This window comes from Paenibacillus sp. y28, from assembly GCF_037137075.1.
Taxonomy (GTDB): Bacteria; Bacillota; Bacilli; order Paenibacillales; family NBRC-103111; genus JBBBNV01.
In genome coordinates this window covers 21,074-34,552 of the sequence record NZ_JBBBNV010000013.1, presented here as the reverse complement: position 1 = coordinate 34,552, position 13,479 = coordinate 21,074, and the positions used below count along the sequence as shown (strand labels likewise).

Below are 13,479 nucleotides of genomic sequence, written 5' to 3'. Positions count from 1 at the left end.
TACTAGAGACCTGCTCTGCGCTGCTTCGTTTTTGCCTTTCTTTTTTGGTCATGCTGCGGTCTCCCGATGAAGCTGAAAAAAAAGACAGCCCCCGGGGTGTAACGGGGGCTAGTCGATAAGGTTGTTGGAGGGGGATGAATAGAGGTTTCCTGATAAGGGTTGTTGCGTTCAATCAGTGCTGCTAAAGCAGCGGTGGACACACACGGGTTATCGATAGAACCAGTGTTACGCAGGCGATCGCCCGGCCGCGGAATACGATGCAAATCCGTACCCGTCTCCGGCTGAGCGGGGTGATACGCAGCGGCAGGAATATACCGGCCAGGCGAAGACAGCGGCGTAAGCGGAGAGCGGATTCCAAGCGGATGGCACGAACGACGCAGAAAAAAATGATGCGGTTCAGAAGCACGGACCGAAGGAGCCGCAGCAGACGCAGAGCCGGACGGGGAGCGCCGGTAGGAATAAACCGAATACAGTAGCACAACCCCCGGCGTCGGAAACAGATACGGTTCAAGAGCGGAAATAGGGTTGTAAGCGGCGAAATTTGGCTTTTGGCGGTGCCATTGACTTTTTTTCTGGAACGGATGCTCGCTTTCGGGGCGCTTGGGAATGCCGATGGCCTCGTTAATTTCATCGCGAATCACCTCCTTTCTACACTATTAACATATGACCGAATCTAGCAGACGGCTTGGGTTATTAAGCGCGTAGAAAGGCACAAAAAATCCCGGACGGCCCAAGAAACGGGCGTATCCGGGATTGTTTATTCCAGCAGGAGGCGTAGCGATAGAAGCGCGAGCAATAGGAGGAGCCCCGTCAGCATGACTTGAACATCACGGCGCTGCAGCTGAAGCCGGAGGCTGGAGGTGCGGGGCTTGCCGGTCAGTGTATATCCCCGCGATTCCAACGCCTGTGACAAATCAGACGCCAGCTGCAGCACGGAAATCAGAAGCGGAAGGATCATGGCCGGCAGCTCCCGCCAGCTTAAACCGCCGGACTTCGTCATCCGTTTGCCGCGCGACCGGGCGATCCGGGCAAACCGCTGCGCCTCCCGGCCCAGCATAGGGATGAAGCGGATCAGCAGGGAGGCTGCCAAGGCCAAGGCGTCGACCGGAATGCGGAGCCGCCGGAAAATGCCCAGCAGCTGTTCAATCCCTTTTTGCATCCGAAATGGACTGGTTGTTGCCGGCAAAATTAGGCCCAGCATCATCACAAGCCAAATCTGGGACAGATTAAATAAGGTGGCCCAAGCAGCGGAAAAGGAGAAGGCCGGAACAAACGCGCCCCATCCGGTACCCTCATGGCCCCAATGCATTCCTGAGAAAACAAACGAAATGAGCGTGAAGAACAGCAGCGGCCTGGTGACAGGGTACCAGGCCCGGCGTGTTAGTCCCGCAACCCGGACGGAGAAGGCCGTTGCAAGCGCAGCGAGGGCTAGTCCGGGCCAAGCTGTCTGAAGCAGTGTCCCGCACGAAACCAGTACAATATAGATCCACTTGGCACGGGGATCGAGCCGGGCGGCCCAGCGGCTTTGGCTTTGACCCGGATGATTCGGGGTGAAATCCGCAGTCTTTGCATGGGCAGTCCCTGTGGTCGGGGCTGTGCCTGATGCTTTTGCATCCGGTCCCTCGGCCACAGCAGACCGCTCCCGTCCGTCATGATCCGGTAGTAATGGCCCGGGAGCGCCCGAAAGCCCGTTACCTGCCGCAGCTTCTCCGGCGTTTCGCGCGCCAGGCTGGCCTGCGAAGGAAGCCTTCTGAATCGGTCCGCCCCCGAAGGCGGGTTCTTTTCCGGCTGCTTGCTTGCCGTAGGGGGCCAGCTCATGAAGGAGGGCTGCCATTCGGGCTGCGCTATGCGGGCCTGGCGGCAGGAGGATGCCTTGTTGCCGTAAAGCTTCAGCCAGCTTCATGCCGGCAGGAAGGGCCAGGCCCGCCTTCGTCAACAGCTCCGGTTGTTCAAACAGAGCTTGAACGGTGTGCCGGGCTAAGATTTCACCGTTTGCAACCAGAATGACGGCGTCGGCCACGGGCAAAAGCATCTCCAAATCATGGGTGGCGACGACAATCCCGCCCGAAAGCCTGGCTTTCATGGCTTCCAGCCTCCGGATGAAGCTTGATGCGGAAGCCGGGTCCAGACCGGCTGTAGGCTCGTCAAGCAGCAGCCATTCCGGGCGGGCCGCCAAGGTGGAGGCCAGCGCCACCCGGCGCTTTTGGCCCCCGCTCAGATCAAAGGGGGATGCATCCAGCAGCGTCAGGGGCAGCCCGGCTTCCTGCATGGCTTGCTCTGTCCGCTGGCGCATCTCATCGCGGGACAGCTTTAACGGGCGGAGAGAGTATGTGAATTCCCCTTCCACAGTCCGGGCAAACAGCTGCTGCTCCGGGAATTGGAAGACCATCCCGATGCGGTGCAGAACAGTGGGCGACGGACGGCGGCCCTCCCACAGCGGAATACCGTCATATTCTATTCGTCCTTCAATCGCCGGATTCAATCCACCCAGCGCATTCAGCAGGGAGGACTTGCCTGCCCCGCTTGCCCCCAGCAGCAAGGTTAGCTGCCGGGCCTCAATCCGGCAGCTTGCCCGGCTTAGCAGTACCTGTGATCGGTCCTCGGAATAGACGGTCAGCTGTTGAAGGTCTAGAGACATGGCGCACCTACAGCCCGGGCCAGCTGCTCGGCCCGCAGCGGCCTGAATTCGTCCATCGGCCAGCCTAGCCGGATTAGCTGCCGGGCTACCTCAACGGCATAAGGCGGCGGAAATCCGAGCATACCGCACCAGGAGCCGTCATGGTTCTCGTTTTGCGGCGTGGCGCCGTTTCTGTCCGCTTCTTCATAAAAAAACTGCTCCGCTGTCCCGTCAAATGCCAGCCGTCCGCTCTCAAGAGCTGCTACCCGCCCCGCATAACTGAGCTCGTCCATAAGCTGAGTAATCCAGATGACCGTCTTTCCTTGCCGGTGCAGACGGGCTGCCGCCCGCAGCACGGTTTGTCTTGCCACGCCGTCCAGCATAGCTGTGACCTCGTCCAGAATGAACGCCTTGGCATCAACAGCCAGTGCGCCGGCCAGACAAAGCAGCTGCTTCTGTCCGCCTGATAAGTGAGCTGTCGGCGTATCCAGCCCGGCATGAAGCCCTGCCTCGGCTAGCGCGGCCAGCGCTCTTGCCTGCATCTGCTCCGGCGGAATACAGCGGTTTTCCATACCGAAGCACAGGTCCTCATACACGGTTTCACCGACTAGCTGGGCATCCGGATTCTGCAGCACAATCGATACGTCCCGGGATGAATCCACAGCACGGTTATATTCTCCAAGCGAAATCGGGCACAGTCCGGCCAGAACACGCCCCAGCGTGCTTTTTCCGCTGCCGTTGCGGCCGACGATGGCCAGAAACTCCCCTTGCCGGATGCGCAGGCTGCAATCATCCAGCACCACCTGGGGCCGATCGTTTCCTCGAAATGCCACGCTGACGCGGCGCAGGTCAAATAAAAGCTCGTCCACTTCGCGAAAAAATCCTTTCTATGCTGAAGGTGTTTTCTTTCATATATTTAGTATATTATACTCTATGAACCTGCAAGAGACGATACAGGTATATGAAGAGGAGTGGAGAATGATGAAATCGGGTATTACCGTGCGCGGTGTCGTATACAGCGCATTATTCGGGGCTTTGCTGGTCGCGATGAGCTTCCTGTCCGTAAGCCTTGGCTTTACGCCCGTTCCGATATCGCTGACCACGATGGGGGTGATGCTGGCGGGAGCTATTCTGGGGGCGGCATACGGCGGCTTCAGTATGCTGTTGGTCATTGCTTTAACCTTTTTGGGGCTGCCGCTCATTCATGGAGAAGGCGGTCTTGGGTATATGCTTGGGCCCAAAGGGGGATTCGCCGTGATGTTTCCACTTAGCGCCTATTTGATTGGCTGGTTTGTTTCCCGCGTTCGAGGCAACGGTAAATGGGCGTTTATTCAAATTTTTCTCATGGCGTTCGTATTCGGCTCCCTGCTCATTTATGTGACCGGTGTGCCGTGGCTGGCATACAAAGCGAACGTCTCCATCGGCAAAGCGCTGGTTATGGGGATGCTGCCGTATTTGCCCGGAGATGTTATCAAAGCGCTGGTGACGGCGATAATCGTGCTGCCTGTCCGGCGTGCCTTCCCGGTGTGGAAGCTGGTTGGCGGCAGCGGGTCGGAGGTAGTCCAGCTTCAAGACAGAACCGAGTAGAGCGAACCTGGAGTAACGTCCGTGTTCCGAACCGGGAGAAGAACAGCAACTGCGTCCGGCCTCAACGGATAGCGTCCAGTACTGCATCCAGCCGCTGCGGGGGAACCGCTGCAATCAGATCGCCTTTGTGCAGGAGCCGTTCTGTAACGGTTAACAAGTTAAATTCACGCAGGTCGGGGCGCAGCGCGACCTCGGCCCATTCCAGCGGGGTAGATACGGTCGCAAAGGGCTTGGCGCGCGGCGTATACGGGGCGGCCAGCGTTTTGCCATACCAGTGCTGCATGTAATCGAGGTAGATCAGACTGCCTCGATTTTTTGTCATACGCTCCAGCGTGAATATATGCGGATGCTTTGCCGTCAAATACCTGCATATCAATTGTCCGATGCGCCGCAGCTGTTCAAAGGTGTAGCCCTGCGTCTTGTCAAGGGGAACCCAGATTTGCACGCCGGTGGCGCCGCTCGTTTTGGCGATGGACTGAATGCCGAGACTGTCCAGCACTTCACCGACAAGCTGAGCGGCCTCCATAATGCGCGGCTCCGGGTCCACCGACGGATCGATATCAATGAGCCATTCGGCGGGCAGTGTCTCGCCGATATAATGAAGCGACGGATGGAATTCCAAGCAAGCCAGATTGCCAAGCCAAAGCAGGGTAGGGAGAGAGTCGAGCACGACGTAGTTGATTCCGTCCAGCTGGGCCGTTCGGACGAAGGCGGGAGCGGGCTCAGGGCAATTTTTTTGATAAAACGATTTGTCGCCCTCGCCGTGCGGGTACCGGATAGTAGTTAAATGCCGGTTGCGGCAGTAAGGCAGCAAATAAGGCGCGAGCAGTGCCAGCTTCTCCAAATACATCGCCTTCGTAATCCCCTGCTTCGGCCATAGCGGCTTGTCGGGATTGGTAATCGTAATTTCGTGGCCTTCTATGACAATGACGCCTTTGGTTCTGGCATAAGCTGGCATCGGCTGCACGGCTCCTTTCCGCAAGCGCGGTTTCGGTTCCCCCAGCGATTCTCGCAGGTTACTAAGCCTACCGGAATACGCTGGGAATAACGCTTAGTTAGATAGGCTACATGCTGCGTGGTTTGGGCAGCTGATCGACGGTGCATTCGGAAGGGGAAATATCCATTCTGGCCTGAAGCACCGGGTGCCGCATCGTCCCGCCGGGCGTGAACTCCAGATACTCGACCTTTACGGTCAGCTTGGGAAGAAGCCAGACGGCCTCTTTGCTGCGCTCCGGTTCGCTTGCAAAGGGTCTGGAGGCGATTGTGAGCGACGGGGCAATTCGGGTTAATTCCCGCCAATCACGCACGGTAAATTTGCCGGCCCCCGCATGGCCGATATAATTCAATCTGCCGTCCGCATCGTACAGCCCGAGCAGCAGCGCATTGACAGTGCCGCTTCGGTATGTTACCCCGCCAACCACCGCAAATAGATCATGAGTGATTTTGTATTTTTGCCAGCGGGCGTCCTTGCTGTTGATTGCATAGGTGCTGTTCAAATCCTTGCATACAATGCCTTCCATTTGATGCTGCTTCATTACGGAGAGCAGTCCCGCCGCATCGGTGAAGCTGGGCACGAGCTGCACATCCGGCTGAGGGATGATGGTTTTCTCCAGCATCGCCTGCCGCTCCTTCAGAGGCTTATCCAGCAGCCATTCCCCGTTGCAGTACAGCATGTCAAAAATCATATACGTGACCGGCGTATGCCGCATGCCCTGCAGAACGGCCTGCTGCTTCCGCAGGCTGTCTCTTTTCATGATTTCGTGGAAAGAGGGCTTGTTATTGTCGAAGGCGATGATCTCTCCGTCGAGAATGAAGGCGGAGGCCGAGCAGTATCTGGTCGGACGGGCAAACTCCGGATATTGTAAGGTCCGGTCATTCAGACGGCGGTTAACTAATCGAACGTCTTCCCCGTCACAATACAAAAGCATTCTTACGCCATCCCATTTCACCTGCGCAATCCAGTTCGGCTTCTCCGGCAGACGTTCCGTGTATACCGGCTCAAACGGAGCAACGGGCTTAAGCTTCACATCATCACCTGCCGTTTAAAAAGCATTGCTGTTCATCGTTGTTCCGCCTTGTGAGAGAAACCGGTGACGGCGGTCGGTCGACCACATGCGGAAAGTATTGTGCATAATAACAGGTCAAAAGCTGCCGTCAGGAATCGGTCGACCGCCGTCATACGGCGAAACACCGACGGCGGTCGGTTGACCACATGGGAGTTGGAAGCTGCGCCTGCGCTGCGAAATTGCTCTGCAGGAGCGGGAGCGGCAGCGGCAGCAGCATTGTTGGCAGCAGATGCCGGAAGCTTCATCATTGCGCAAATCGTCAACGTATCCGGCACAATAGAGGGTTCTTTAGCAGGATCGCCAGCCGCTCCCGTTTTTCAGCTGCCACCGGACTTTTCAGCAGTACGGCTGTTAAACCGTTTCTTTTACCTTCGAGGAGCGGCGCCGTTTTGGGGTGACCGCTGCTTCTTGACCGGGGTCGCCTTGTGCCGTTTCGTTTGTTTTTGCCGCGCCCGCAGCCGCTTCTGAGCTGCTTGGCCGGGCGGGATCGGTAACAGGAGGAACGCTGGTGCGCACGGCTTCCAGACTTGCTTGCAGAGCGGCCATCAAATCGAGAACATTCGTTTTTTGCGGCTCCGGCGCCTCTTTGATTTCTTCGCCCGCAACCTTCTTCGCAATCAGCTCCTGAACCTGTTCACGGTAATCGTCCTTGTACTTATCCGGCTCGAATGGCGTGGACAGCTGCTCGATGAGCAGCTTCGCCATGGTCAGCTCCTTTTCGCTCGCCTGAATGTTGTCCGGCAGGTTCGGCACCTGCTGTACAGGCCGAATCTCATCCGGGTAAAAAATAGTTTCCATCACTATGCAGCCTTCCATGACCCGGATGGCCGCGAGGCTGCTCTTGGAGCGGATGGAAACCTTGGCAATGCCGATTTTGCCGGTTTGGCGCATCGCCTCCAGCAGCAGCTGGTAAGCGCCGGAGCCGGTGTCTCCCGGAGACAGGTAATACGTTTTTTGGAAATAAATCGGGTCGATATCCGTCAAATGGACGAAATCCAGAATTTTAATCTCCCGGCTTGTTTCGGACAGGCTGTCGAGCTCTTCTTTTTCAAATAGAACAAACCGGCCGGGCTCATACTCATAGCCCTTCGTAATGTCTTCCCATGCGATTTCAGCTTCACAGTGCTGGCATTTGCGGACATAGGAGAGCGGTGTGCCGCAGGCTCGGTGAATATAACGCATCGCGATATCCTTATCCTCGGTAGCGGCGAACATTTTGATCGGGACATGCACCAGCCCGAAGCTGATCGCGCCTTTCCAAATGGTATGCATCCGGGTAGCCTCCTCGTAAATCCGTATTTCTCAGCAGTATTCCCCTTGAGATCGGTTTCTAAAAGCCAGGGAATCGCCCTTCTGGAACTATTCATTGTATGCATAGCCCGGAGCAAGTATGATTTGTTTTCCAGCGGGGCAATGTATAGGACAGATGCCGCAAGGCGGCACACTTCATAGTCAGACGAAGGAGGAACATACCCATGGCAGACCCGAATGAGGTATTTCAGAATGATGCCGATCACCAAGGGCGTGAAGATGCATTTATGGACATTGACCGCATGATTAATGAAGGACTTGGCGGCGGGCAGGTAACGGTGCATAACGGCTACATCGGCGATTCTACCACGGATACGATGGGCGATCCCGATACGATATCGGACTAAGCCGGTCCAGGAAGCACCGGAAGCGGCTGTTTATCGTTATCCCGGATGGACATGCGGGGAACCGCCGCAGAAGCTCTAAGGCGAGGGAGGTGTCAGGAATGGATGTGACACGGGCAAAATCAATTATTGTGTCGGCCGACCACATCAAGGTGTATTTGGACGATGAGCCGGTTTGGATTGAAAGTGTCGATTCAGGCACGCAAACAGCTACGGTTCATTTGCAAAACGGCAGTGACGAGACCCGGACAGTCAATCTGGAGCAGCTTCGGGAAAATAAGCACGCCCCGATTGACGACTAGTACGATAGGGAATAAATGGATAAGCAGCCTCGCGAAGCGGGTACGAAGCCTGGCCTCTTCGGCCGCCGCGCACGCTCAGGGAAAGCACTCTGGAACCCGTATTTGACGCGGGAACCGGGTGCTTTTTTGACGGAAATGCGCATACGATTTATAATATAGAAAGGACTATTCAAAATTTAACTGCATAAAAGGAGGTGTACCTATTGTCTCCCGTGTGAGGCGATAGGAAATGTCATTGGAAAGTGACCCCGATTTACCGATGTTATTGTTGAAGCTAGCTATTGTTCTGATTCTTGTTTTGTTGAACGGATTTTTTGTTGCAGCTGAATTTGCCTTGGTTAAAATCCGCAGCAGCCGGATTGATCATCTTGTGCAGGAAGGAAACCTCAGGGCCAAGTTTGCACAAAAGATTCTCAACAACTTGAACGGCTATTTATCCGCTTGTCAGCTTGGGATTACGCTTGCTTCACTTGGACTCGGTTGGATTGGCGAGCCTGCCATATCAGACTGGCTATCACCTTATCTCAAAGAGTTTGGATTCCCGGATGCAGTTATTCATACGATATCCTTCGTGATTGCCTTTAGTATTATAACTGCGTTCCACATTACGCTCGGCGAGCAGTTCCCGAAAACGTATGCGATCCGCAAGGCGGAAGAAGTGACGTTGTGGACCGCCGCGCCGATGGTCATTATTTACAAGCTGCTTTACCCGTTTATTTATGTGCTGAACGGTTCGTCTAACTGGATGCTCCGCAAGTCGGGTATCGAGCCGGATCATGGGCATGAAACAGCCCATACGGAAGAGGAAATCCGCCTGCTGATGCAGGAGAGCCACAAAAGCGGCCTTATCGATAACAATGAGATGGCGCTGATGGACAACATTTTTGAATTTACCGAAACAAACGCGCGTGAAATTATGATTCCCCGCACCGAGATGGTTTGTTTGTACGCGAACCTGTCCTATGAGGAAAATAAACGGATTGCCATTCAGGAGATGCTGACGCGCTATCCGGTGTGCGACCCCGACAAGGATAACATTATCGGCTTCGTGCACATCAAGGATCTCATCAAAAGCGATCCGGAGCCTCAGGATATCCGTTCTCTTGTACGCCCGCTGACGAGTGTGCCGGAATCGATGCCAATCAGCTCGCTGCTGCGGCTCATGCAGAGGAAAAAAACGCAAATGGCTTTGTTGATTGATGAATATGGCGGTACGTCCGGACTTGTCACAGTGGAAGACATCATCGAGGAAATCGTGGGTGAAATACAGGACGAGTTTGACGAGGAACGCCCTGCATTGGAAAAAATGGAAGATGATGCGTATTCGATCGACGGGCTGCTTTTAATAGATGAAATGAATACCCAGTTCGGATTTGATATTCCGACGGACGATTACGACACGATTGGCGGCTGGATTTATTCCCAGGTTGAAATTCCGCCCCGCGTGAATCAGAAAATCAAGTATAACGGCTATGAGTTCGTCATCGAGGAAGTGGACCATATGCGGATTTCCCGTATTGTCGTCCGAAAGCTGCAGCAGGAGATAGAAGAAGATTTGCCGCAAGTAGGTTAGATGGATGCCCTGCGAAGCGCAAATCATGACTGCTGTCATATCCAAAAGAAGTGCAGCGCCATTTGGCGGCTGCGCTTTTTTTGCTATAATAGGAACATTAATGAGATGCAGGAGGATTCATGGGTGGCGGGGATGGATGAATTTGCGCTCATACGCAGGCTGACGGCGCAGAGCGGCACTATAGAAAAGCCGGAGAGGGGCACTGCTGACAGTGCGGCGGGAGCTATGGCAGCCTCTGACAGCGGCGTTACGGTAGGCATCGGCGATGATGCGGCGGTGGTCCGGCACCGAAGCGGCTGGGAGCTTGTTCTTAGCTGTGACGCGATGGTAGAGACAGTGCATTTCCGGCCAGATACGATGCGGGCCGCGGATGTCGGCTTTAAAGCGATGGCCTCCAACATTAGCGATATGGCCGCGATGGGCGCTGTGCCGCGTTATGCGCTGGTGACGCTTTGCAAGCCGCCCCATATTCCTGTAGCTTGGCTTGAAGCGCTTTACAACGGCTTGTACGAATGCGCCTCGCGCTACGGAGTGGCCATTGTCGGCGGGGATACAACCTCAACGCCGGGCAGCTTCGTCGTGTCGGTAACCGTTACCGGCGAGGTGGAAGCGGGCCGGGCGCTGCTGCGGTCCGGGGCGCAGCCCGGACAGGCCGTTTTCACGACGGGCTATTTGGGCTGCTCGGCTGCCGGGCTGCACGGGCTGCTGAAGCAGGGCCGGATACTGGAGCCTGAGCTGTGGCCGGCGACCGGAGAGGAAGCAGCCGGAAGCAAGGGCCTGTCCCAAGAAGAGGCGTTGGTGGACCCAATTGGCGGAGCAGGTCCGGAGCCGGGAGAGGCGCCTGCGCCTGCGCTTCATGAGCTTATCCGTGAGCACCAGCGGCCCCTTCCGCAGGTGGAAGCGGGGCGGCTGCTGGCACAAAGCGGTCTGTGCGGCGCGCTGAACGATATTAGCGACGGATTGGCTAGCGAGGCTTGGGAGATTGCGGAAGCCTCCGGGATCGGGCTGGTGCTGGAGGAAGCCTCTTTGCCGGTTCATCCGGGTCTGGCGGCGTATGCCCTTCAAGCCGGACTCGATCCGCTGGACTGGATCTTGTACGGCGGAGAGGACTACCAGCTTGTAGGCACGGTCTTGCAGGAGCATGCCGACAAGCTCCGGGAGTTGTTCGAGGCGGCGGGCCTGCCGTTTCATTTGATTGGGCGTACAGTGGAGGGGCCGGCTGCGCTTACGCTGATCAGGTCCGACGGCCGGCGGCAGAACGTGCCCAAGCGGGGATACAATCATTTTGCCGGACCGGCGGAAGTGTACCGTCCGGCATCGAGAGGGGAGTCGGAATGACCTATCATTATATTTCGGCCGGGGAGGCCGATACCGAGCTGTTGGCTGAGCGCTTGGGCGCTTTGCTGGAGCCGGGTTCCGTCATTGTGCTCGACGGTGACCTGGGCGCGGGCAAGACCCGGTTTTCTCAGGGAATCGCCCGGGCGCTGGGTGTGAAGGGAATTGTGAATAGCCCGACCTTCACCCTGATTAAGGAATATGAGGGCCGGCAGCTTTCGTTATACCACATGGACGTCTACCGTATTGATGAGCTGGAGGCCGGGGAGCTAGGCCTGGATGAGTATTTTTATGGTGACGGGGTGTGCCTGGTGGAATGGGCGAGCCGGATCGAAGGGCTGCTGCCCGAGGCGCGGCTTCGCATTTATATTGCGCGTCGTGACGACGAAACACGGCAATTTGAAATCGAGCCGATCGGAGAGCCGTACGCAAGCTGGTGCGGCAAGCTAAAGGAGACAGGACTATTGTGACAGACATACATGATATCGATGAGCGGGAAACAAGCTTTTCTTCAGGTCCGGTGCTGGCGCTGGACACTTCTACAACCTCAATGGCGCTGGCTGTGCTGCAGCATGGTAAGCTGCTTGGCGAGAGTCATTCCGCCTCGGAACGCAATCATTCCATCCGGCTGGTGCCGATGATTAACAGCCTGCTGGACTCTTTGCAGTTCACATCCCGCGATTTGGCGGGGATAACCGTAGGGATAGGCCCGGGCTCATATACCGGTGTTCGAATCGGCATAACCGTCGCCAAAACGATGAGCTGGGCGCTGCAAAAGCCGGTTGTCGGCGTATCCAGTCTGGAAGCGCTGGCTAAGGGGGCGGACAGCATCCTCAGCGGGCAGCCGGCGGCGGGCGGCGACGAATCGGCCGGCAGCCAAGATGCTCGAAGCCTTCGGACAGAGGCGTCCCCCGGACGGTGGATTGTTCCGCTAATGGATGCCCGGCGCGGCCAAGCTTATACGGCGTTGTTTGCAGCATCCGAAAGCGGCGGCTCCTTGAAGCGGCTGGAAGCGGACGGTATCCGGCTGTTTGCGGATTGGCTTAATGTCATTGCGGAGCATGCTTTTGCGGCCGGACAGGAGCTTTGTTTTGTAGGGGAGACCGGGTTGTTCCAAGAACAAATCGGCCTGTGGGCCGGAGCCTGGAGCGGCAAGGTAACTGTTCAGGAGACCCGGATGCGCGGGATGGATGTCGGGCTGCTGGGCCTGCCTAAGCTTCAAAGCGGGGAAGGTGCGGATCCACACAGCCTGGTGCCGAATTATACGCAGCTGGCGGAAGCCGAAGCGAAGCTGAACGCGAAGCAGCAGGGAGGCGAAGACGGTGCAGCTCAGGCGCCAAAAGAGGTCCGATGAGGACTGGACGGTGACATTTCGTGCGATGCGTCTGGGAGACATCCCGGTTGTATGCGAGATTGAAAACGAGGCGTTTGCTACGCCGTGGACGGAAAATGCCTTCCACAATGAGCTGACCAATAATCATTTTGCAAACTATTTGATTATGGAGGTTGGCGGGGAAATTGCCGGGTATGGCGGCATGTGGCTTATCGTCGATGAAGCTCATGTGACGAATGTTGCGGTGCGGGCGCCGTACCGGGGCCATAAGCTGGGTTACCGTTTGATGCATGAGCTGCAGACCACCGCACTGTATCATGGGATGCTCAAAATGACGCTTGAAGTCCGGGTTTCGAATCACATTGCCCAAAGCTTATACCGCAAAATGGGCTTTTATCCGGCGGGGATCCGCCCGCAATATTATTCCGACAACAATGAAGATGCGCTCATCATGTGGGCCGACCTCCAGCATTTAGGCGGCCCGGCGGATTGGAAGGGAGGGGCAGACGCATGATCAAAACGATAGAGCAGCAAGGGCTGCAGGAACGCCCCTGTGTAATTCTGGCTGTAGAAACAAGCTGTGACGAGACTTCAGTAGCAATTGTAGAAAATGGCACGCGGATCCGGTCCAACATCGTATCCAGCCAAATTGATACCCACCGCCGTTATGGAGGGGTTGTGCCGGAAATCGCCTCGCGTCAGCATGTGGAGACCATTACGCTGATATTGGAGGAGGCGCTGCAGGAGGCGGGGGTAACGCTTGGGGACCTGTCGGCAGTAGCGGTGACACAAGGGCCGGGGCTTGTCGGCTCTTTGCTGGTTGGGGTTGTATCCGCCAAGGCATTGGCGGGAGCCTTGGACCTGCCGCTCATCGGGGTGCACCATATCGCCGGACATATTTATGCCAACAGTCTGGTAGCCGAGCTGCAGTACCCGCTGTTATCCCTCGTCGTATCCGGCGGACATACGGAGCTGGTGCTTGTAGAAGCACCGGGCCAATTCCGCATTATC

General features: G+C 56.4%; 15 protein-coding genes. 9 read left to right on the top strand and 6 right to left on the bottom strand.

All coding sequences use genetic code 11. The features are described 5' to 3' along the window. Positions 1–2 precede the first annotated feature (2 nt). The 3 genes from WBG83_RS12280 to WBG83_RS12270 all read right to left on the bottom strand — a co-directional run bounded on the left by WBG83_RS12280 (position 3) and on the right by WBG83_RS12270 (position 3,486). Complete coding sequence (locus tag WBG83_RS12280; protein WP_336745346.1) at positions 3–641, bottom strand: hypothetical protein; 639 nt, start codon at positions 639–641, stop codon at positions 3–5. 116 nt (positions 642–757) lie between these two features. Beyond that, entirely contained in the window at positions 758–2,638 is a 1,881-nt protein-coding gene (locus WBG83_RS12275) for an ATP-binding cassette domain-containing protein (RefSeq protein WP_336745345.1), read from the bottom strand. Next, a complete protein-coding gene (locus WBG83_RS12270) occupies positions 2,629–3,486 on the bottom strand; it encodes an ATP-binding cassette domain-containing protein (RefSeq protein WP_336745344.1) in 858 nt (285 codons plus the stop codon). The genes WBG83_RS12275 and WBG83_RS12270 overlap by 10 nt, the downstream gene beginning before the upstream one ends. A gap of 109 nt (positions 3,487–3,595) precedes the next feature. On the opposite strand from WBG83_RS12270, the gene WBG83_RS12265 reads away from it, so the two are divergent. Beyond that, a complete protein-coding gene (locus WBG83_RS12265) occupies positions 3,596–4,204 on the top strand; it encodes a biotin transporter BioY (protein WP_336745343.1) in 609 nt (202 codons plus the stop codon). A gap of 61 nt (positions 4,205–4,265) precedes the next feature. Here the strand turns inward: WBG83_RS12265 and ligD are convergent, their stop codons facing one another. From ligD to ku, 3 genes are all read right to left on the bottom strand, one after another. Further along, positions 4,266–5,162: a non-homologous end-joining DNA ligase gene (gene ligD, locus WBG83_RS12260; protein ID WP_336745342.1), complete on the bottom strand. Its 897-nt coding sequence runs from the start codon at positions 5,160–5,162 to the stop codon at positions 4,266–4,268. Between the two features lie 106 nt (positions 5,163–5,268). Continuing rightward, positions 5,269–6,231, bottom strand: coding sequence for an ATP-dependent DNA ligase (locus WBG83_RS12255; protein WP_336745341.1), 963 nt, complete (start codon positions 6,229–6,231; stop codon positions 5,269–5,271). Positions 6,232–6,621: 390 nt separating this feature from the next. Then, on the bottom strand, positions 6,622–7,542 hold the full coding sequence (gene ku, locus WBG83_RS12250) for a non-homologous end joining protein Ku (protein ID WP_336745340.1): 921 nt from the start codon (positions 7,540–7,542) through the stop codon (positions 6,622–6,624). A gap of 203 nt (positions 7,543–7,745) precedes the next feature. On the opposite strand from ku, the gene WBG83_RS12245 reads away from it, so the two are divergent. From WBG83_RS12245 to WBG83_RS12210, 8 genes are all read left to right on the top strand, one after another. Then, positions 7,746–7,928 (top strand): hypothetical protein, encoded by a 183-nt coding sequence (locus WBG83_RS12245; protein WP_336745338.1) that lies wholly within the window; start codon positions 7,746–7,748, stop codon positions 7,926–7,928. Positions 7,929–8,026: 98 nt separating this feature from the next. Then, positions 8,027–8,227 (top strand): H-type small acid-soluble spore protein, encoded by a 201-nt coding sequence (locus WBG83_RS12240; RefSeq protein WP_336745337.1) that lies wholly within the window; start codon positions 8,027–8,029, stop codon positions 8,225–8,227. Between the two features lie 229 nt (positions 8,228–8,456). After that, entirely contained in the window at positions 8,457–9,800 is a 1,344-nt protein-coding gene (locus tag WBG83_RS12235; RefSeq protein ID WP_336745336.1) for a hemolysin family protein, read from the top strand. Between the two features lie 132 nt (positions 9,801–9,932). Next, entirely contained in the window at positions 9,933–11,138 is a 1,206-nt protein-coding gene (gene thiL / locus WBG83_RS12230) for a thiamine-phosphate kinase (protein ID WP_336745431.1), read from the top strand. Next, the gene (gene tsaE, locus WBG83_RS12225) at positions 11,135–11,605 is read left to right on the top strand and encodes a tRNA (adenosine(37)-N6)-threonylcarbamoyltransferase complex ATPase subunit type 1 TsaE (RefSeq protein ID WP_336745335.1); all 471 of its coding nucleotides are present in this window, start codon (positions 11,135–11,137) and stop codon (positions 11,603–11,605) included. The genes thiL and tsaE overlap by 4 nt, the downstream gene beginning before the upstream one ends. Further along, positions 11,602–12,489: a tRNA (adenosine(37)-N6)-threonylcarbamoyltransferase complex dimerization subunit type 1 TsaB gene (tsaB, locus tag WBG83_RS12220; protein WP_336745334.1), complete on the top strand. Its 888-nt coding sequence runs from the start codon at positions 11,602–11,604 to the stop codon at positions 12,487–12,489. The genes tsaE and tsaB overlap by 4 nt, the downstream gene beginning before the upstream one ends. Before the next feature lie 25 nt (positions 12,490–12,514). Beyond that, positions 12,515–12,982: a ribosomal protein S18-alanine N-acetyltransferase gene (gene rimI / locus WBG83_RS12215; protein ID WP_336745430.1), complete on the top strand. Its 468-nt coding sequence runs from the start codon at positions 12,515–12,517 to the stop codon at positions 12,980–12,982. Further along, positions 12,979–13,479, top strand: a 501-nt coding sequence (locus WBG83_RS12210) for a tRNA (adenosine(37)-N6)-threonylcarbamoyltransferase complex transferase subunit TsaD (protein WP_442955832.1), incomplete at its 3' end; no start/stop codon positions are given. The genes rimI and WBG83_RS12210, both read left to right, overlap by 4 nt.